The 19,513-nt window shown below is 57.7% G+C and carries 12 protein-coding genes; 5 read left to right on the top strand and 7 right to left on the bottom strand.

The genetic code is table 11. The features are described from left to right. From GTO91_RS17840 to GTO91_RS10305, 3 genes are all read right to left on the bottom strand, one after another. A partial coding sequence (locus tag GTO91_RS17840) for a hypothetical protein (protein ID WP_207709005.1) occupies positions 1-287 on the bottom strand: 287 nt, incomplete at its 3' end. A gap of 64 nt (positions 288-351) precedes the next feature. Then, positions 352-978 carry a hypothetical protein gene (locus GTO91_RS10310; RefSeq protein ID WP_161258630.1) on the bottom strand — a complete coding sequence of 209 codons (627 nt, stop codon included), beginning with the start codon at positions 976-978 and terminating at the stop codon, positions 352-354. A 297-nt stretch (positions 979-1,275) separates the two neighbouring features. Beyond that, on the bottom strand, positions 1,276-5,121 hold the full coding sequence (locus tag GTO91_RS10305; protein ID WP_161258629.1) for a phosphoribosylformylglycinamidine synthase: 3,846 nt from the start codon (positions 5,119-5,121) through the stop codon (positions 1,276-1,278). Between the two features lie 338 nt (positions 5,122-5,459). Between GTO91_RS10305 and GTO91_RS10300 the strand changes: the two genes are divergently transcribed. Continuing rightward, the gene (locus GTO91_RS10300; protein WP_161258628.1) at positions 5,460-6,443 is read left to right on the top strand and encodes a delta-lactam-biosynthetic de-N-acetylase; all 984 of its coding nucleotides are present in this window, start codon (positions 5,460-5,462) and stop codon (positions 6,441-6,443) included. 171 nt (positions 6,444-6,614) lie between these two features. Here the strand turns inward: GTO91_RS10300 and GTO91_RS10295 are convergent, their stop codons facing one another. Next, positions 6,615-7,952 (bottom strand): APC family permease, encoded by a 1,338-nt coding sequence (locus tag GTO91_RS10295; protein ID WP_161258627.1) that lies wholly within the window; start codon positions 7,950-7,952, stop codon positions 6,615-6,617. A gap of 422 nt (positions 7,953-8,374) precedes the next feature. Next, complete coding sequence (locus tag GTO91_RS10290) at positions 8,375-8,959, bottom strand: peptidylprolyl isomerase (RefSeq protein WP_235919492.1); 585 nt, start codon at positions 8,957-8,959, stop codon at positions 8,375-8,377. 211 nt (positions 8,960-9,170) lie between these two features. Here GTO91_RS10290 and GTO91_RS10285 point away from each other — a divergent pair, with 211 nt between their 5' ends. After that, the gene (locus tag GTO91_RS10285) at positions 9,171-10,298 is read left to right on the top strand and encodes a hypothetical protein (protein WP_161258626.1); all 1,128 of its coding nucleotides are present in this window, start codon (positions 9,171-9,173) and stop codon (positions 10,296-10,298) included. Positions 10,299-10,305: 7 nt separating this feature from the next. Here GTO91_RS10285 and GTO91_RS10280 read toward each other — a convergent pair whose 3' ends face one another. Together GTO91_RS10280 and GTO91_RS10275 are read right to left on the bottom strand one after the other, a co-directional pair. Then, on the bottom strand, positions 10,306-11,436 hold the full coding sequence (locus GTO91_RS10280) for a TRAFs-binding domain-containing protein (protein WP_207709004.1): 1,131 nt from the start codon (positions 11,434-11,436) through the stop codon (positions 10,306-10,308). A gap of 220 nt (positions 11,437-11,656) precedes the next feature. Continuing rightward, on the bottom strand, positions 11,657-12,685 hold the full coding sequence (locus GTO91_RS10275) for an aldo/keto reductase (RefSeq protein ID WP_328793777.1): 1,029 nt from the start codon (positions 12,683-12,685) through the stop codon (positions 11,657-11,659). Positions 12,686-13,007: 322 nt separating this feature from the next. On the opposite strand from GTO91_RS10275, the gene GTO91_RS10270 reads away from it, so the two are divergent. The 3 genes from GTO91_RS10270 to adhE all read left to right on the top strand — a co-directional run bounded on the left by GTO91_RS10270 (position 13,008) and on the right by adhE (position 19,441). Further along, the gene (locus GTO91_RS10270) at positions 13,008-14,585 is read left to right on the top strand and encodes an FMN-binding glutamate synthase family protein (RefSeq protein WP_161258624.1); all 1,578 of its coding nucleotides are present in this window, start codon (positions 13,008-13,010) and stop codon (positions 14,583-14,585) included. A gap of 279 nt (positions 14,586-14,864) precedes the next feature. Continuing rightward, complete coding sequence (locus GTO91_RS10265; RefSeq protein ID WP_161258623.1) at positions 14,865-16,592, top strand: ATP-binding protein; 1,728 nt, start codon at positions 14,865-14,867, stop codon at positions 16,590-16,592. 212 nt (positions 16,593-16,804) lie between these two features. Continuing rightward, entirely contained in the window at positions 16,805-19,441 is a 2,637-nt protein-coding gene (adhE, locus tag GTO91_RS10260) for a bifunctional acetaldehyde-CoA/alcohol dehydrogenase (protein WP_161258622.1), read from the top strand. Positions 19,442-19,513 lie beyond the last annotated feature (72 nt).

The raw sequence follows: 19,513 nt of genomic DNA, 5'->3' as shown, positions 1-19,513 counted from the left end.
TTTACGGGATACTCCTGAAACTCATTTACTTTACTCTGAGTTATATTTTGAGTCGATGGTTGTCCAGTTATCTGTTCATGAGAACTAGGTTGCTCTTTAAGCGGAGAATTTAGTGATAGTTTATCTTGAGAAGGGATAGCATTTGGGATTGCATCAGATGATTGAACAGTAATAGGTTTACTAGAAAAGATAGGCACTATCCAGGTGGTTCCTATAAAACCAAGTACCCCCACTATTACCGCTGCAATGATTTGATTACGTACTTCTTGATTTATCAGATAAATCACTCCTACTCCTAGATAATCAACAACATGTTGTAGCTTGTTCGATAATTAATAATGAGCTTGTATGTTACAGCCCCAGTCGAATGATTAAATCATCCAATGATTCAAATGGGGTAACCCCGGGCAGCCCATTAAGGTAATGCAGTAACTCTTCCCGGGAAAGGTCTGGATAACTCTCCCGTAGTCCTTTCCAGATCACGCCTAGATAAGCCTTAGACGGCTCAGAAATTACTTCTGAGTTCATAGGTTTGGGAGATGTAAACGTTAGCATGGGATAATCGTCTTTATGACCTAAATATACAATTCTTGAATATAAACCTTTAGAAAGATCACCATTGCCTTTTTGAATAATCGATTCAATATCAACCGAGTACGTACCCCGTCCCAATGAGTTTTCCTGCGCCACAACATCGTCGAATTGCTGGCGTGTAATTAAATATCCTCGTGCTAAAGTACATTTTACCACGTTCCTTTCATGATCAATAAACGCGATACCACCATTCCATTGTTGTGAGTTTCTCGCAAAATACATGGGATATGGGATACGTATTGCCGTTTTTAGAAGCGGTGGCTCCTGATTTCTGCACCCAGGGTTATGACGATTTCCTCCCGTAGGTTTTCCCCCGATAATGTAGCATTCAAATCGTTCCCAGCATAAATTTGAGGCATATCCAACATACCATATATACTCCATTACCTGCTCCCCTGTTCATTTTTTCTCACAAATAAAGTTTATCTTTTTGAATTAATGTATTCAATCATTAGTCCCAGCTAAATATCACAAATTAATGGCCTTTAAAGACATTTTCACTTATGCAAATGTTCCGTATTATTTTGGTAGTTGGTGAATGAGCTGACATTTACTTTCGATACCCCAATGATGCCGTTTACAGCCAAGAGCGGTTAAGAACTGTTTAGTTTCTTAACCGCTCTCTTTTTGTTTTTACTTAATAATGCTTAATCACTAGTGAAGCTTCTACCCTTTTCAGGTTTACTGGAAATATCCCACCCCAGAAGCGAAGATCCGCTGGTCCTTCTCTCCCGGCACGTTGACAGCCACATGGCGTCCGATCCGCTCGGAGTGGCCCATCTTGCCGAGGATGCGCCCGTCGGGGCTCGTAATGCCTTCGACCGCGGCGACGGAGCCGTTGGGGGTGTAGCGGATGTCCTCGTTGATGTTGCCGTCCAGGTCGACGTACTGGGTGGCAATCTGACCGTTGGCGAAGAGGCGATCAACCATCTCCGGCGAGGCGAAGAAGCGGCCTTCGCCGTGGGAAAGAGCGACGCTGTGGACCTCCCCTGCTTCGACGCGGGAGAACCAGGGCGATAAGGTCGAGACGACCTTCGTCCGGGCCATGCAGGAGATGTGGCGGCCGATCCGGTTGTAGGTCAAGGTCGGACAATCCTCGGTGATGTCCACGATCTCGCCATAAGGGACGAGGCCGAGCTTGATCAGCGCCTGGAAGCCGTTGCAGATGCCGAGCATGAGGCCGTCCCTGGTCTTGAGCAGGTTCGTGACGGCTTCCTTCACCCGGGGGTTGCGGAACATGGCGGCGATGAACTTGCCTGAACCCTCGGGCTCGTCGCCGGCGCTAAAGCCGCCGGGGAGTGCGACGATCTGGGCGTTGTTAATGCCCTTCACCATCTCGGCAATGCTTTCCTCCACATCGATGGGGGTCAGGTTGCGGACAATGAGGAGGTCGGCGACGGCGCCGGCCTTTTCGAAGGCGCGAGCCGTGTCATACTCGCAGTTGGTTCCCGGGAAGACGGGGATGAAGACGCGGGGGCGGGCGATTTTGACGGCCGGGCGCTGGGTGTTTCGGCCAGTGAATAGGCCGATTTTTCCGCTGGGGTTGTCAGATTTTTTGGCGTTGTTTAATCCGTTTGGCAGGCCCGTCTTAAGCGACTCCATCAGATCATCGCTCGTCTTCACCCGAGTCGGGAAGATCTTCTCCAGCGGTTTTTCCCAGGCGGACTGGGCCTCGGTCAAAGCTATTTCTACGCCATTGACGCGCAAGACCGGCGCTTCCTGGGTGTAGCCCAGGAGCACATAGGGAACGTCACCGAAGGAGGCAGCGAGGTCGGCGGCGCTGTCGATCTCCAGGACAAGGGAGCCATAATCGGCGCGGAAGAGGTCGGCCGGCGCGAAGCCGTCGCCCATGATCAGGCCGATCTGGTTGCCGAAGGCCATCTTGCTGACGGCGGCGGCGACACCGCCGAAGCCAACCGCATAAGCGGCGAGCGCCTTCCCTTCCCCGGCCAGTTCGGCCACCTTCCGGTAGTTGCGGTCGAGGCTGGCGAAGTCGGGCAGTTCGTTCTCGTCACGGCACAGGGGCAAGAGGACGACGGGATGGCCGGAACCCTTGAACTCCGACGAGACGGCCTGTCCGGCGTCCATCACGTTGACGGCAAAGGAGACAAGCGTGGGCGGCACATGGAGATCCATGAAGGTGCCGGACATGCTGTCCTTGCCGCCGATGGCGGCGATACCGAGCCGTTTTTGGGCCACAAAGGCGCCGAGGAGGGCGCTGAAGGGCTTGCCCCAGCGGACGGGGTCTTTGCCCAGTTTTTCAAAGTACTCCTGCAGGGTGAGCCGGATGCGCCGGTAGTCGCCGCCCAGGGCGACGGCCTTGGCGACCGACTCGATGACGGCGTAGAGGGCGCCGTGGAAGGGGCTCCATTTGGCCAGTTGGGGATTGTAGCCGAAGGTCATGGCCGTGGCGGTGGATGTCTCCCCGCCGAGGACGGGGAGCTTGGCCACCATGCCCTGGGCCGGCGAGGCCTGGTGGACGCCGCCGAAGGGCATCTGCACCGTGTTGGCGCCGATGGTGCTGTCGAAGCGTTCGACAAGACCCTTTTGGCTGCACACGTTCAAATCGCTCAGGTTGGCGAGCCAGGCGGCGCGCAGGTCGGGCAGTTGGCCCTCGACCGCCGCAGGCAGGGTTTTGAAGTAGTTCTTTTCGGCCTCCGGCCCCTTGACGGTGACCGTCGTCCGCTGCTTGACGCCATTGGTATTGAGGAAATCGCGGCTCAGGTTGACGATGGTCGCCCCGCGCCAGTTCATCTTCAGGCGCTCTTCCGCTGTCACGGAAGCGACGGGGGTCACTTCCAGGTTTTCCTCATGGGCCAGCCGGGTGAACGCGTCTACATCTTCCGGGGCGACAACGACGGCCATCCGCTCCTGCGATTCGGCGATGGCCAGCTCCGTCCCGTCAAGACCCTCGTATTTTTTGGGGATGGCGTCCAGGTTCACGACTAGGCCGTCGGTCAGTTCGCCGATGGCGACCGAGACGCCGCCGGCGCCGAAGTCATTGCATTTTTTGATCCGGCGGCTAACTTCGGGGTGGCGGAAGAGACGCTGGATTTTCCGTTCCGTGACGGGGTTGCCCTTTTGGACCTCGGCGCCGCAGGTGAAGAGCGATTCGGTCGTGTGCTCCTTCGAAGAGCCGGTCGCGCCGCCGCAGCCGTCGCGGCCGGTCCGCCCGCCGACGAGGAGGATCACATCGCCCGGCGCGGGGGCTTTGCGGACGACGTTTTGGCGCGGGGCTGCGCCGATGACGGCGCCGATCTCCATCCGCTTAGCGACAAAACCCTCATCGTAGACCTCGGCCACCTGCCCTGTCGCCAGGCCGATCTGGTTGCCGTAGGAACTGTAGCCGGCAGCGGCGCCGATAGTGATCTTGCGCTGGGGCAGCTTGCCGGACAGGGTGTTCTCCACCGGGGTGCGGGGGTCTCCGCTGCCGGTGACACGCATGGCCTGGTAGACATAGGAGCGCCCGGACAGGGGATCGCGGATCGCCCCGCCGAGGCAGGTGGCTGCGCCGCCGAAGGGTTCGATCTCGGTCGGGTGGTTGTGGGTCTCGTTTTTGAACATGACGAGCCAGTCTTCTTTTTTGCCGTCCACATCGGCCTGCACGACGATGCTGCAGGCGTTGATCTCATCCGACTCGTCCAGGTCGTCAAGACGGCCCTGTTTCTTCAGTTCCTTCATGGCGATGACAGCCATGTCCATCAGGCAGACATCGCGCTCCTTGTCGCCGTAAACGAGGTTGCGCGATTGCAGGTATTCTTCATAAGCCGCCCGGATCGGGCCGGTGAAGGCCCCCTCTTCGATCTGGACATCCTCGATCTTTGTGAAAAAGGTCGTATGGCGGCAGTGATCAGACCAGTAGGTGTCGATGACCCGGATTTCGGTGATCGTCGGGTCCCGCTGTTCGTCGTCGCGGAAATAAGCCTGGCAGAAGCGGAGGTCCTCAAAACTCATGGCGAGGCTCAACTGCCCCATGAGAGACCGCAGTTCCTCATCAGAGGCGGTGATAAAGCCGTCAAGGATCTTTACGTCTTCGGGCGGCTGGAGTTGCATGTCCAGGGAAGCCGGTTTTTCCAGGCCGGCCTGGCGTGATTCGACGGGGTTGATGCAGTAGGCCTTGATCCGGTTGAACTCGTCGTCGCTGATGCGGCCTTCGAGGACGATCACCTTGGCCGACTGGACGACGGGGCGTTCTTTCTGAGTCACGATCTGGATGCTCTGGGTCGCCCAATCGGCCCGCTGGTCGTACTGGCCGGGCAGGTATTCCATGGCAAAGAGGCGATGAGCCGGGTCGATCTCCAGCCGTTCATCGTACACATGGTCCACGTTGGGTTCCGAGAAGATCGTGCCGCGCGCCCGGGCGTACTCCTCGTCGGAGATGCCGGCCACATCGTAACGGTTGACGATCCGCACGCCTTCCAATCCGGAGATGCCCAGGTTATCGCGCAGGTCATCGCGCAGGTGCTGGGCTTCCACATTGAAACCCTCGCGTTTTTCCACAAAGATCCGGCGTATCGCCTTATCCATAATAAAAACAATACCCCCCGTGAGTGATTCAAATGGGTGATTCGATGGGTTATCCGTAGGTCCCTCAATCGGCGATCATCATTATAACACGGCCAATAGGGAATTGGCGAAACGTGTCTAATCTTGTGGCGTCAGCCTTCTGCAGGCTGACTTTTTTCATTCCTACTGTCGTTTTTTTAGAGGACTTGTCGCGGAAGAAAGAGAAATCCTTCCCTATTACACGGAATCGCCGGCAGGTTTACGCGGCTTACAGGTACACATGACTTGAGAGTTCGTACAGTTCGCGGATTCTTGCAAGCTTGTAAATGCCCGGCGCGTTCCCTAAGGGGAAGTATACCATGAAAGACAAGAATCTCACCATTGTCGCCACCGTTGTCCTCATCGGGGGCATCGCCGCCGGCCTGTTCACCATCGGTCAGACCCGGGCCAGCGCGCCGACGCCTCCCCCGTCGCCCGTGAAGACCCCTGCGGCAGGCACCGACGCCGCTAAAACCTCCCCTACTGCGTCCAATACGACCAAACAAGGCGCGGACAAAGAAGCAGAAAAAACGTCACAAGCTTCGCCGCAAACCTCGCCGGAAAAAATCGAGACTACCCCCAAGGCGGGCGCCTCGTCCGTCAAAGGGACGACAGGTCCTCAGGACTGGTGGATCCCTCGCCACGAAACCGGCGTCTCCCCCCAGTGGCCCCGTTCGATGACCGGCGCTATCGAGGCCTACAACCCGGTGTACCGGATCCCTACCGAAGAAAAAACGCTCTATTTGACCTTCGACGAAGGGTATGAGAACGGCTTCACCCCGCGGATCATGGAGTCGCTGTCGCAAGCGAAGGTCCCGGCCACCTTCTTCGTCACCGGCCAGTTCATCGACACCCACCCCGAACTGGTCCGCGAGATGGGCCGGCGCGGCTTCGGCGTGGGCAACCACACCCAGACCCACCCGGACATGACCAAGCTGAGCGCGGAGCGGCAGAAAACGGAACTGCAAAAGATCAACGACGCAGTCAAGAACCTGACAGGGCAGCAACCGCTCTACTACCGCCCGCCCATGGGCCGTTTTGACGCCGCCTCTGTCGCTCTGGCCCACGAACTGGGATTGACGACAACCTTCTGGAGCATCGCCTATCGGGATTGGGAAGTGGACAAGCAGGTCGGTCCCGACAAGGCGCTGCCCCAGGTGATGAGACAGATCCATCCGGGGGCGGTCATCCTGCTCCACGCCGTTTCGCAGGACAATACGGAAATGCTCCCCCGCTTCATTGAGGAATGCCGCGCCCAGGGGTACATATTCAAAGCGCTGCTGGGGGAACCGTCGCCTCGATGAATCAAGGCAAGACGCATTGACCCATGACCACTGGCAACGGACAAGCCGTATAACCGGTAATTCCCGGTAATGCCTTAGACGCAAATGTAGAAAAGAACGATACAAATAGCGAAAAGCCCTTCCCGCCGATACGGCAGGGTCGGGCTTTTCGCTTTTCATGAATCTTTCTTGTTAGCCTTCCTGTTTAACCGAAGCAAGCGGCTTGCGGTTCAGCATCCAGTAAATCGGCAGACCGATAACGGTGATGATCAGGGCCAGCAGGGTGTCTGTGGGGTTGTCGAAGATGGTGCTGATGACGATGAAGGCGGAACCGACGATGGCGACGAGCGGAATGATCGGGTAGCCGGGCACGCTGTACGTCCGCGATGCAGCGCCGTTTTTCTTGCGCAGGATGAAGATGGCGACGAAGGCGAGGATATAGAAGACATAAATGGCGAAGATGGCGATATCGGACAGGCGGTCAGGGTCGGCGACGAACATCATCAGGATGGCAAGCACTACTTGCGAGATGGTGGCGTAAATGGGCGTTCCCAGTTTCGGCTGGACTTTGGACAGGAGGCTGGAGAAGGGCAGTTGTCCCCGTTCAGCCATGGCCAGGGGCACCCGGGGGAAGGTGAGGATCTTGCCGTTGAGGCAGCCGAAGATGGAAACCATGATGCCGATGCTGATCAGCTTGCCGCCGATGCCGCCGAAGAGGATCGTTGCGGCCGCGCCGGCGGCGTTTTCGCCGAGTCTGGCGATTTCAGAGGCCGGCAGGACATGCATCATGGCGATATTGACGGAGAGGTAGGCGACGGTGACGATGGTAAGACCGATGATAATGGCGCGGGGCAGCACTTTCGCCGGGTTTTTCATCTCACCGGCGACAAAACCGACGAGCAGCCAGCCGTCATAGGCCCAGAGGGTAGCCAGGATGGCGGCGGCCATGCCGGTCTTTTCAGTAACGCCGCTGGTCACGTTGAGGATCTGTCCGTCACCCTGCCAGATGCCAAAGATGGCGATCAGTGCGATGGGGATCAACTTGCCTGCGGTGGCCAGGGTCTGCACGAAGCCGCCGTATTTGGTGCCGATGCTGTTGACGACGGCCAGGAAGACGATGGTGCCGATTCCGATAAAAAGCTTTGTTTCCGGCCCCCAACTGAAGAAGTTGGCCACAAGGGATCCGAAATAAAGGCCTAATGCGGCGATGACGGCAGGTCCGTAGATCAGGGTTTGCACCCAACCGCAGAGGTAGCCCCACAGCTTGCCGTAGATCTCTTCAAGATAGACATAAAGGCCTCCCGTTTTGGGGATCTGGGTCGCCAACTCAACGATGGTCAGGCCGCTGGCCAGGGTGATGATACCACCGAGTACCCAAGCCCAGAGCGCCATCGTGGAGTCTCCTGAAGCAAGAATGACCTTACCGGGTTTCATGAAGATACCTGAACCGATGACCGAACCGATGACGATGGACATGGCGACGATCGTTCCAATGTCTTTTTTTAGCATCGATTCCGAATTGTGCTGCATCCTGTGATGCTCCTTTCATGGATTGACCACTTGTGGGTTTTGTTTGTGCCTCGTGGACACTTGTACATTATACCGAGAACTTTCGCAATCGTCAGCAATAATTTTATTCCTCTTTGAAAAATCCCTTGATAACTTCAAAAAACCAATCATCCTTGCGATTCAACATAATAAAGCGTTAAATCAATGCTATGTTGAAAAAATAACCGCCTGTCGTCATCGGCGGCGGGTTCGCTGGGATCTTCCTATGGAGCCGGCTTTGGACGTAAAGGAAATGAATAGGATGGACGAAGGCATAACAAAAAACAGGCCTGCTTCCGCGCCGGAAGGGGCCTGTTTTTCTATTACAGAGTTGTGTGTTCAAATCTTCGTGTACAGATCTTGCGTAGGCTGTTCGAAAATGCTTCGTTTTTCTGAGGCGCTGATTACTTCTCTTCGATGCTAATCGATTCGATCCGCACGTCTTCCATGGGCTTGCTCCGTTCGCCGCCAGCGCCCCATTCCACGGGCGTGTCAGAGATCTTCAGAACCACGTCCATCCCTTCAGTGACCTGGCCGAAGACGGTGTAGTTAGGGTAGTTGTTCAGACCGCGGGCACTGTCGCCGTTGCAGATGAAGAACTGGCTGCCGTTGGTGTTCGGGCCGGCGTTGGCCATGGCGACGACACCGGGCGCGTAGGGCAGGGACGGCGGCAGCTCGTCGGCAAAGCGGTACCCCGGTCCCCCTGTGCCGTTGCCTTTCGGGTCGCCTGTCTGGATCATGAAGTTTTTGATGATGCGGTGGAAGCGGACGCCATCATAGAAATTGTCGCGGGCCAGGAAGACGAAGTTGTTGACCGTCTGCGGCGCCTCGGCGGCGAGCAGTTTGATTTTGAAGGTCCCCTTCGTCGTGTTGACAGTGGCCAGGTACTCTTTTTCCGGGTCAATGGTCATTTCCGGCGGCGCCAGATAGGTTTTGTTTGCCATCGGTTTCGACGTCATCTCCTTTTCTTCATCCAAATTATGCCCCATAGACGGCGCTCCGAACCCGTCCCTCCTACTGTACGCGCTGGCGGAAAAGAAATCAATGGAAAAGCGCATCGGGGGGACATCTGCCCTGCCCGGCAAATATAATAAAGAACGTTGAAAATCCACAGGCGACGAAAACTAGCCTTCGGCATGCCTACAAGCCGCTCTGCGTAAAAGGAGCACCATAGAAGAGCCACGTAAAGGGGCGTTGTCCATGTTTCCAACTGAACAACTCCAAGGCCTATTGCTCCAGCCCTTTTCCTTCGTTTATCACCGCAGTGATGTCCATGTGATGGTGTACATGCGGGATCATCCCAAGTATGAATCCCTAGAGGCCATGATCCGTCTCCGCGAAGGGTCTGACCCGCTGATCCGGGCGATCATTACGCTGCATGATCAGTCCCAGGTCGATCATGTCAATGACGAGCGGGTGGTCGAGCAACGCCAACGTGAAGGACTCAAACGGGAGATCCACTTCCGGTCTATCGGGTACAAGAGGACCATGGAAGACGGCATCGTCCGCATCCAACTCGCCTTTGATTCCTTTTGCGGGGAGCCGATCCGGCTCGATTTCGTCGCCGCTGGCAAAACGTCCTCCCGGTGGGGCGGTTCGATCAATCCCGGCCAGCATGCCCGTACAAGTTCCCTGCCCGTCATGTTCCGCGCTCGAAGCACCCTGGCCGGAAAGCGAAGCCGGTTGCTCATCGCAGGCAAAGAGTACACAATCCCCCGCTTCATCTGGATCCCCTTCTTCTTCACCGGTCTCAAGGGGTATTATTCGGAGGTTTTCGATATGGCGGTCTTCCGCTCCGGGAGCCGTCAGATCCGTTTCATCGAACAGCCGGAAAAAGGCGTCCCCGGTGAGCGGTGGCGGTATGCGATCAACGGCAGTGAGATCGACTATGTGATCACGGCGCGCAACGATGAACATATGGATATCCAGTCGGTTAACCACCATTTGATCGTCACGTCAAAAAACGGCCGCCCGGCGTTGCGGGCCATCGGCGCCATCTCCGAAACAGTGGCATCGGGTACAGGTCACTTCGCTGCCCAGTTCGAACCGCCGCTGCCCCTTCCCTCCCTCTTCGGAGATCCTTTAGAAAAGAAAGAGCAGAGTGACGCAGCGGCCCCCTCCGCTCAAGTCCTGGAAGGAAGGTTTAGCTTGTCAATCGATGATCGAGAACTCGTCTACGGCAAGACAACGTTCCGGGAGAATGCAGAAGAGGTCGAAATCCGACTGCTGCCGGGAAGCCCGCGCTGGGCCGCCCTGCGACCGATCACGATGACAGCAAAGATACACGGGGGGACCTTTCTTCTGTCCACCGCAGTAGACCGCTTGTAACCCTTTGCTACAATTGTGTCATTCTCAAAATGTCCCGAAGTTTACCGATCTGCAATTTTGTCGTTACGCGTTGCCATTCTGCTTCCGCTATTCTATCCGCCAACTGAATGGCTTGTTCGTACCCAACCATATTGCCTAATCCGAACATCGCCTCTGCACAGGTGGCCACAACCCAGTACTTGTCACTGCGCTGATTCAAATTATCATCCTTAATCAGCCGTTCACATAAATCAGCCACTTTTCTTCGCACCTCAGTGGCACGCACATGGTCTGCCACGGACAGCGGCGGTTTGTTTAAACTGCCTCGCAGATCAAGCAAAAAGGCGTAATTGATGCCGTTGTAATAATCCTTTTTGATCACATAGCCTTTTTCATAATACTCGATCGCCCGCTCCAAATCGGATGGATCACGGAGGTTCTCCCACAGCCGCTTGTAAATCGCGCCAGATAACCCCAGCGTTTCTGGATCTGTCGTCCTGTCCGGCTTGAGCGGTTCCAGAACCTGCAATGCCTCCCGCAACGAAGCAACGGGATTGGGATACTTTGATTTATAGGTGACGAGGGCCAATTGCTGTAGGAGGTAGGCATTATTGGCATCGATCTGAAGGGCTTGTTTCAGTAGTCTTTTGGCTGTCAGGAAATCATTCTGCGCCTTTGCCCTTTCCGCCTCCGCAACCTCTTCCACAGCTGCCATGGTGAAGGCTTGATTTTCCTCCTCGTTCGCTTGACGAGCTGCAGCGCGGGCCGCTTCGATCAGGTTATGTAGGGTTTCTGTTTCTGACTGTCCTTGCTCGGAAAGCGCAGGATCGACCTGCGCCGTTGTCGCCGTTAAGGATGGCGGCTGAAGTTCTGTTAAAAAGGTGTAAACAGGGCTGTCGATCCGCGGATTATTCAGGACGGCGAGTATGGTCCCATTAAGTTCTTCTTGCAACCTGACGGCTTCATCGTAACCGATGTCGGTGCCGAGGTGCTCGTAAGGCAAAATCGCCGTGTGGTTAAGGTCGAAGGGGTATTTCATCTCTCTTTCACCAATTGCGATGGTCGTATAGGGTTTGAGGGCATGGCGAACCCCTAGTTCGTAAAAAGCATTGGCGTTCAGGGTAGACAAATCGGCGATCACCACATCGGCGTTCAGCAAATGCTCATACATGGGACAATCGATAATGCCTGAGTGCCGGATCTCGTCGGCCCGGACACAGATGAGACCTGCCTTTTCGGCAGCCGGCTTGATGATGTTTTTGTATTACTCTCCCCATGGACCTTACTTGCCTACAGTCGCCTATTCTAAGCGATTCTCCCGTTATTTTGTTCGAATGGCTCGTCCTAACGACTTATCCTAATGAATTATTCCGACTCGTTTACCGACCCGTTTCGATCCGGTGGCGCTCCCACATGTCATAATGCTTTTTCAGCATCTCAGGTATGGGCAGATCGTAGGGGCATTTCTTGACGCAAGCGCCGCAGGCGACACAGTTGGGGACCGTCTCCATGGGCCGACGCAGGAACTCGACGGCGACGGGCGGATCCATGCGTTTGGCCAGCACCTGATAGCCCATGGCGGGGGTGATCATCACGCCATGGGGGCAGGGCTGGCAGTATTCGCAGCGACGGCAAAACTGCATGCCCAACTCCTGACGGTACCGGTCCATTGCGACGAGGTCATCGTCTGTCACCATGTTGGGACTGTCGTAGAAGGAAACGATCTGGTCGACAGATTGCACCGAGTCGTATCCGGGGATGGCAAGCACGTCGGGATGCTGGCGCAGGAACTTAAAGGCTAGGGCAGCATTGTCGATCATGCCCCCGGCGAAAGGCTTCATGGCCAGGATGCCGAGATCCAACGCCCGCGCTGCCGGGAAGAGGTCGTCCTTAGCGGCGTCTTCAATGAAATTGAAAGGAAACTGGATCGTCGAAAAGTGCCCTGTCCGGACCAGTTTGAGGGCCATTTGGCGGTTGTGGGAGGTGACGCCGATGTGGCGGATCTTCCCCTGTTCCTGGGCTTTGACGAGGACCTCCATGGCGCCGCCGGGGGCCGTGAGGGCCTCCCAGTCCCTGTCCTGGGAGACTTGATGCAGTTGGTAGAGGTCGATATAGTCGGTGCGCAACATGCGCAGGCTGTTCTCCAGGTGGGCCAGCGCGCCCTTGCCGTCGCGCAAGCCCGTCTTGGTGGCGATGACCACCTTGTCTCGCATCCCTTGAAAGGCCTGACCGATCTTGTCTTCACTGTCCCGGTAGGCGTTGGCCGTGTCGTAGAAGGTGATGCCCCGCTCGTAGGCTCGTCGCAACACCTTGATGGCTTCGGCGGTGTCCAGGCGGATGATGGGAATCGCGCCAAAACCGAGTTCTGACACGGTAAGCCCGGTTTTTCCCAAGCGTCGAAGGTTCACTGGATCATCTCCCTGCATTCTCTAACTGTCTGCATCTGCCCCCCATTGCTCCTTATAGTTTGTTCTTGCTTTCTGTTGAGAAATCCTCCCATTGAGATGAAATCCTTGGAATAGAAACACCGCCCGGCATGATGATTGTCAGATCCGCTTTTTACCTCTATACCCATTTTATCTGCTATAATCATTAATAACGCAAGCGATTTGCGTTAGAAAAGGTCTGCCAGGACAGCACGGTTTCCCCATAAGAAGGTTGGGGGATATCCATCCCTATCCTTACATTGTGAAGAAGCGAAAGAGTGAACAGTAAGGAGGGTTTCCTACCATGACCTTTAGCAAAATCAACCGGAGTTCTGCCACTATGACCAAAGCGCGCACCCCTGACAGCGTCGTCCCCTTCTCGGGCCTCTGCGCCACCTGCCTGGACGGCTGCCCCGGTCTCTGCGAAGTGGGCAAGTCTGCCTATCGAGCCAAAGAGACGCTCTATCCCCAGCCTTTCGGTACTACCACTTCTGCTTCTGAAAAGGATTATCCCGTCGACCTGTCCCACTTCAACATCATGGGAACGGCCGTCGGCGCCAAGGGCATTGAAGCCGACTCGGACAAGGCCATCTTCCCCGCCGTCAACATTGAGACGGAAATCGGCAATGTACATAAGATCAAACTGAAGAACCCCATCGTCATCGCCGGCATGGGCTCCACCAACGTGGCCGCCAACAACTGGGACCACCTGGCCGCCGGCGCCGCCATCGCCGGTGTGGCCATCGTCATCGGTGAAAACATCTGCGGCATGGACCCCAAGGTGGAGATCAAAGACGGCAAGGTCGTCCACTCCCCCGCCCTGGAAGCTCGCGTCAAGGCGTTCCAGAACTGGTACAACGGCTACGGCTGCATCGCTGTCCAGGCCAACGTGGAAGACACCGGCCTGGGCGTTCAAGAATACGCCCTTGAAAAGCTCGGCGTCACCGCTGTTGAGTTGAAGTGGGGCCAAGGGGCCAAAGACATCGGCGGCGAAGTGAAACTGAACACGCTGGAGCGGGCGCTGCAACTGAAGAACCGCGGCTACATCGTGTTGCCGAATCCCCTCGAAGAAGATGTGCAAGCGGCCTTCAAGGCAGGCGCCTTCAAGGAGTTTGAACGCCACTCCCGCGTCGGCATGGTCACCCGCGAGTCCTTCATGGCCCGCGTCGACGAGCTGCGCGCCAAAGGGGCGAAAAACATCTTCCTGAAGACGGGCGCTTACCGCGCCGCCGACCTGGCCCGGGCCGTCAAATTCGCCTCTGACGCCAAGCTCGACCTGCTCACTGTCGACGGCGCCGGCGGCGGCACCGGCATGAGCCCCTGGCGGATGATGAACGAATGGGGTCTGCCCACCGTCTACATCCAGGCCCTGCTCGTCAAGTACCTCGACAAACTGGCGGCCAAAGGCGCCTACATCCCGCCCGTGGCCATCGCCGGCGGCTTCACCCTGGAAGACCAGATGTTCAAAGGCATCGCCCTTGGCGCTCCTTACATCAAAGCCATCGGCATGGCCCGTTCGCCCCTGACGGCGGCCATGGTCGGCAAGACCATCGGCAACCAGATCAAAGAAGGCAAGGTCGCCGGCGAAGCGGCCAAGTACGGTGACACGCTGGAGAAGGTCTTCATGCTCACGTCGGACGTGAAGAAAATGACGGGCGATCGCTTCGAGGAGCTTCCCGTCGGCGCCATCGGCGTCTACAGCTACTTCGAGCGCCTGGCCCAGGGCCTTAAGCAGTTCATGTGCGGCGCCCGCAAGTTCTCCCTCGAATACATCACCCGCGATGACCTCTGCGCCCTCACCCGCGAAGCGGCCGAGATCACGGGGATCCAGTACATCATGGACCATGACGCTGAAGAGGCGGAGGCTATACTCGAGGGGTAATCGGTGATGCCGGAAGGCTGTTCCTCTAAGGGCGGTCATCTGAAAACTGCTCTTCTGAAGACTGTTCATCGGAAGAATGTTCATCAGAAGACTAGTCATCAGAGAGACGGCTCAACGGAAGATTGCTCCACCAGATAATTGTTCATATTCAGCAAAAACCACGGCCGGGCTATGTTCCGGTCGTGGTTCTTCTTTTCACAGTGGACATACCTCCGGGGCGCTTGGTATATTTGGGTATATATTCTTTGAACATTCCAAAAAGAATTTGAGGTATGACCGATGGACACTGCAAATCGTCTAATGATCGAATTTCGCTCCCCCTCTACCCTGGCTTCTTTCGGCCTCAAGCGGCAGTTCCCCGCCATCGCCAAAGGGGACGATGGATGTCACCGCATCGCCTTCACTGCTGACAGCAAAGACCACATGCAACTGTGCGAGTTCTGGAAAAAAGCCCGCGGCTGGGAAATCCGGCGCATCACCGCTTCCGGAAAAGCGATCACACCGGAACAGTTGGATAAAATCGTCACCTGCCTGGAACAGCGCCAAAAGGTCCGCGACGCCGCTTTCTATTGCGACGGGCGCAGCGTCGGGCTGACGGCCCGCGATGAAGGGGCGCTCTTTTTTGCGGGCTGCCGTTTCCTCATCGTCGATGACGTGGACTGGAGCGAACCGGACGGGCCTCGCTGGTATCGCCACGGTGCTGTGGATGGCGAAGGCCTTTTTCACACTGACAAGAAGGCTGTTCTCGTCATGCTGGAACAGTTGGCCCAATCGTCGGGCTGTGTCGCCTGCCCCGCCCTCGATTGGCAGCAGGTCACCCACCGCGTCTCCGCCCTTCCCGATGGGCTCAACCCGCGCAAGGACGGCGCCTGGGAGTACCGCTTCGATGACGCCGGAACCACCGTGACGGGCATTGTCCGGACGCCGCCCGAGCGGGCCGGCAACGGCCGCTTTGACATGGACACCTGCATGACCAGCGTCCGTGTGGACGAATCGAAAGCACTTGCCAACAGCGTAGCGCCGCAACCGGTGAAACCGGAAGGAGGCTCCCAGGACGCCGACCCTTTCACTGGCACTGGATCCTCGACTGGATCCTCGACCAGCTCCTCTTCAACCGGCTCCAGCTCCCATCCGCTCGATAACACCATGGAGGATTTCTTCCGCCCTGTCAAACCGGGGAAGATCACCTATGCCGACGTGGGCGGTTTAAAAGAGGAACTGCGCCTGCTCCGCGAAGCCGTCGAACTGCCTTTGCGCTACCCCGATCTGGTGCGGACCCTCAACATCACGCCGCCGAAGGGCGTATTGCTCTACGGCCCGCCGGGCTGCGGCAAGACCCTGCTCGCCCAGGCCGTCGCCAACGAGGTGGAGGCCACCTTTTTCGCCGTCAAGGGGCCCGAGTTTCTCTCCTCTCTCCACGGGCAGAGTGAAAAACGCCTGCGCGATCTCTTCGCCCAGGCGGAGCAGAAAGCGCCCAGTATCATCTTCTTTGACGAGATCGACGCCTTCGCCTTTGACCGCAGCCGGACGACGACCTCCTTCGAGGCGACGCTGGTAGCCCAGTTCCTCTCCCTCATGGACGGCTTCGATCGGCGCGCCCAGGTTGTCGTCATCGCCACGACCAACCGGCTCGATGTGCTCGACAAGGCGCTCCTTCGCCCCGGCCGCTTCGACTACCGCGTCCGGGTGACCGTGCCGACCTTGGAGGACCGTCTGCAGATCTTCAAGCTCCATACGGCCAAGATGCCCCTGGAAGCGACGGTCAACATCAACGATTTGGCCGAGCAGACGAAAGGCTTCACCGGCGCCGACATCGCCGCCCTCTGCGCCAAGGCGGCCCTGATGGCGGTGGCCCGGGCGCTCGGACCGGACATGGACCGCTGGCCGGCCTCCCTCTCCAGCGACTTCACCAGCGCCATCCGGATCACGGGAGATGATTTTGCTGTTGCGCTGACACAGGTTCGGGCCTCCGTTGATATTGACGACAACGATGATCACATCGCGTAGACCGATTAGCCCCGGTTCCTCAACGTGAACACCCAGCCGACCCGACTGCATAAGTCGATCCGGCTGGGTGTTCCTTGTTATTTTCATGGAAAATTTTAAGCTTCTAGCAGGAGTGATTTCACTGGCAATCGAAGAAAACGATTGCTATTTCTTTTGCTTTCCAGGAAAGATTAAGGAATGGAGAACTAGCCGGCGCAAGGAGGTTCGATCAGATGGACCGGGAACATCCCTCCCCTACGCAAGGCGCAGATAACGGCGCCGCCCACGGGGCTTCCCAAGCCCCCGACGTCGCCCAAGCGATCGACAGACTGGTGAATCAGGCACAGGCGGCCTTGGACCGTTTTCTTGAACTCAACCAGGAACAGGTGGACCGCATCATCCACGCCATGGCCATGGCCGGCCTGGAGCAACGCATGCCCCTGGCCAAGATGGCCATCGAGGAGACGCGCCGCGGCGTCTATGAAGACAAGATCATCAAAAACACCTTCGCCACCGAGTCGGTCTACCACAGCATCAAGTACCACCAGACGGTGGGCGTCATCGGCGTCAACGAGTTTGACGACTATGAAGAAGTGGCCGAGCCGGTCGGCGTCGTCGCCGCGCTAACGCCGGTCACCAACCCCACCTCGACGACCATGTTCAAAGCGCTCATCGCCATGAAGACGCGCAACCCCATCATCTTCGCCTTCCACCCCGGCGCCCAGCGCTCAAGCGCCGCCGCCGCCCAGGTGGTCTATGAGGCCGCTGTCCGGGCCGGTGCGCCGGAACACTGCATCCAGTGGGTCGAACGGCCCTCCATCGACGCCACCAACCTGCTGATGCGCCACCCCGGCGTCAACTTGATCCTGGCCACAGGCGGCGCAAACATGGTCCTCGCCGCCTACAGTTGCGGCAAGCCGGCCCTCGGCGTCGGACCGGGCAACGTGCCCTGTTTCATCGAAAAGACGGCCAACCTGCACCGGGCCGTGACCGACCTGATCATGTCGAAGACCTTTGACAACGGCATGATCTGCGCCTCCGAGCAGGCCGTCATCGTCGACCGGGCCATCGCCGGCGACTTTGAAAGCTACATGAGCGAACACAAGTGCTACTTCCTCAGCGAGGACGAAAAGGCCCGCCTGGAGGGCATCGTCGTCAACGAGGAAAAATGCGCCGTCAACGCCGACATCGTCGGCCAGCCGGCGGCCCGCATTGCCGAGATGGCCGGCTTCTCCGTGCCGCCCGACACAAAGATCCTGCTGGCTCGCCTGGAGGGCGTTGGCCCCCAGTATCCCCTGTCACGGGAAAAACTCAGCCCCGTCCTCGCCTATTACATCGTCGACGGCGCCGAGGAAGGCATCGACCGGGCGGAGGAGATGGTCCGCTTCGGCGGCATGGGCCACTCGGCCGTCATCCACTCGGAAGACCCGGCGGTGATCGACGCCTTTTCCCGCCGCATCAAGGCCGGCCGGCTGATTGTCAACTCCCCGGCCAGCCAGGGCGCCATCGGCGAGATCTACAACGCCAACATGCCCTCGCTGACCCTGGGCTGCGGCACCTTCGGCGGCAACTCCACCTCGGCCAACGTGTCGGTAGTCAACCTAATTAACAAAAAACGGGTGGCGAGGCGGCGAGAAAAGATGCAGTGGTTCAAAATCCCCGAGCGGATCTACTTCCAATTCGGCGCGTTGGCCTACCTGGAGAAGATGCCCGAGATCCACCGCGCCTTCATCGTCACCGACCCGGTCATGGTGCAGCAGGGGTATGTGGACCGGGTGCTCCACTACCTGCGCCAGCGCCACATCTACGTCCACAGCGAGATCTTCGCCGAGGTGGAGCCTGATCCGTCGGTCGAGACGGTCATGCGCGGCTGCCGCATGATGAACGACTTCAAACCGGACGTGATCATCGCCCTCGGCGGCGGCTCGGTGATGGACGCCGCCAAGGGGATGTGGCTCTTCTACGAGCACCCGGAGACCGACTTTTCCCTCCTCCGGTTGCGTTTCATGGACATCCGCAAGCGCGTCTACAAGTACCCCAAGCTGGGCGCCAAGGCGCGGCTCGTCGCCATCCCGACCACCTCGGGCACCGGCTCGGAGGTCACCTCCTTCGCCGTCATCAGCGACAAGGAACGGAACATCAAGTACCCCCTGGCCGACTATGAACTGACGCCCGACGTGGCCATCATCGACCCCGAGTTCGTCATGACCGTCCCGCCAGGGGTGACGGCTGACACCGGCATGGATGTGCTGACCCACGCCATCGAGGCCTATGTGTCGGTCCTCGCCTCGGACTACACGGACGCGCTGGCGATCAAGGCGATCCAGATGGTCTTCGAGTACCTGCCGCGGGCTTTCCACAATGGCCACGACAAGCAGGCCCGGGAGAAGATGCACAACGCCTCCTGCATCGCCGGCATGGCCTTCACCAACGCCTTTCTCGGTATCAACCACGCCATGGCCCACCAGTTGGGCGGCGTCTTCCACATCCCCCATGGCCGGGCCAACGCCATATTGCTCCCCCACACGATCGCCTTCAACGCCAGCCGGCCGACGAAGTTCACGTCCTTCCCCAACTACGAATCCTATGTGGCCGACCGCCGCTACGCCGAGATCGCCCGCATGGTCGGCCTGCCGGCCCGCACCGTCGAAGAGGGCGTCCAGTCGCTCATCGAGGCCGTCCGCCATCTCATGCAGAAACTGCGCATGCCCCTCACCCTGGCCGAACTCGGCATCGAGCGGAACCGGTTCATGAGCCTATTGCCGGAATTGGCGGAACGGGCATTTGATGATCAGACAACGACGGCGAACCCGAGGATGCCGTTGATGACGGAGTTGCAGCAGATTTTGATGAATGCTTACGGCGGGTAGTGTTAAGGGGCGGGCCAATTAACAGAAAATCGGCTATGGAAATGAACTAAACTGAACAAATGGTCAGGAAAG

The sequence above is a fragment of the Heliomicrobium undosum genome (genome assembly GCF_009877425.1).
Classification (GTDB): domain Bacteria; phylum Bacillota; class Desulfitobacteriia; order Heliobacteriales; family Heliobacteriaceae; genus Heliomicrobium; species Heliomicrobium undosum.
This window is presented reverse-complemented; position numbering and strand designations above follow the sequence as displayed.

Bases quoted from the DNA above. Each gene is read 5' to 3' on its own strand.
- GTO91_RS10305 (WP_161258629.1), bottom strand. From the start codon at position 5,121: ATGGATAAGGCGATACGCCGGATCTTTGTGGAAAAACGCGAGGGTTTC.
- GTO91_RS10300 (WP_161258628.1), top strand. From the start codon at position 5,460: ATGAAAGACAAGAATCTCACCATTGTCGCCACCGTTGTCCTCATCGGG.
- GTO91_RS10295 (WP_161258627.1), bottom strand. From the start codon at position 7,952: ATGCAGCACAATTCGGAATCGATGCTAAAAAAAGACATTGGAACGATC.
- GTO91_RS10265 (WP_161258623.1), top strand. From the start codon at position 14,865: ATGGACACTGCAAATCGTCTAATGATCGAATTTCGCTCCCCCTCTACC.
- GTO91_RS10285 (WP_161258626.1), top strand. From the start codon at position 9,171: ATGTTTCCAACTGAACAACTCCAAGGCCTATTGCTCCAGCCCTTTTCC.
- GTO91_RS10310 (WP_161258630.1), bottom strand. From the start codon at position 978: ATGGAGTATATATGGTATGTTGGATATGCCTCAAATTTATGCTGGGAA.
- adhE (WP_161258622.1), top strand. From the start codon at position 16,805: ATGGACCGGGAACATCCCTCCCCTACGCAAGGCGCAGATAACGGCGCC.
- GTO91_RS10290 (WP_235919492.1), bottom strand. From the start codon at position 8,959: ATGGGGCATAATTTGGATGAAGAAAAGGAGATGACGTCGAAACCGATG.
- GTO91_RS10270 (WP_161258624.1), top strand. From the start codon at position 13,008: ATGACCTTTAGCAAAATCAACCGGAGTTCTGCCACTATGACCAAAGCG.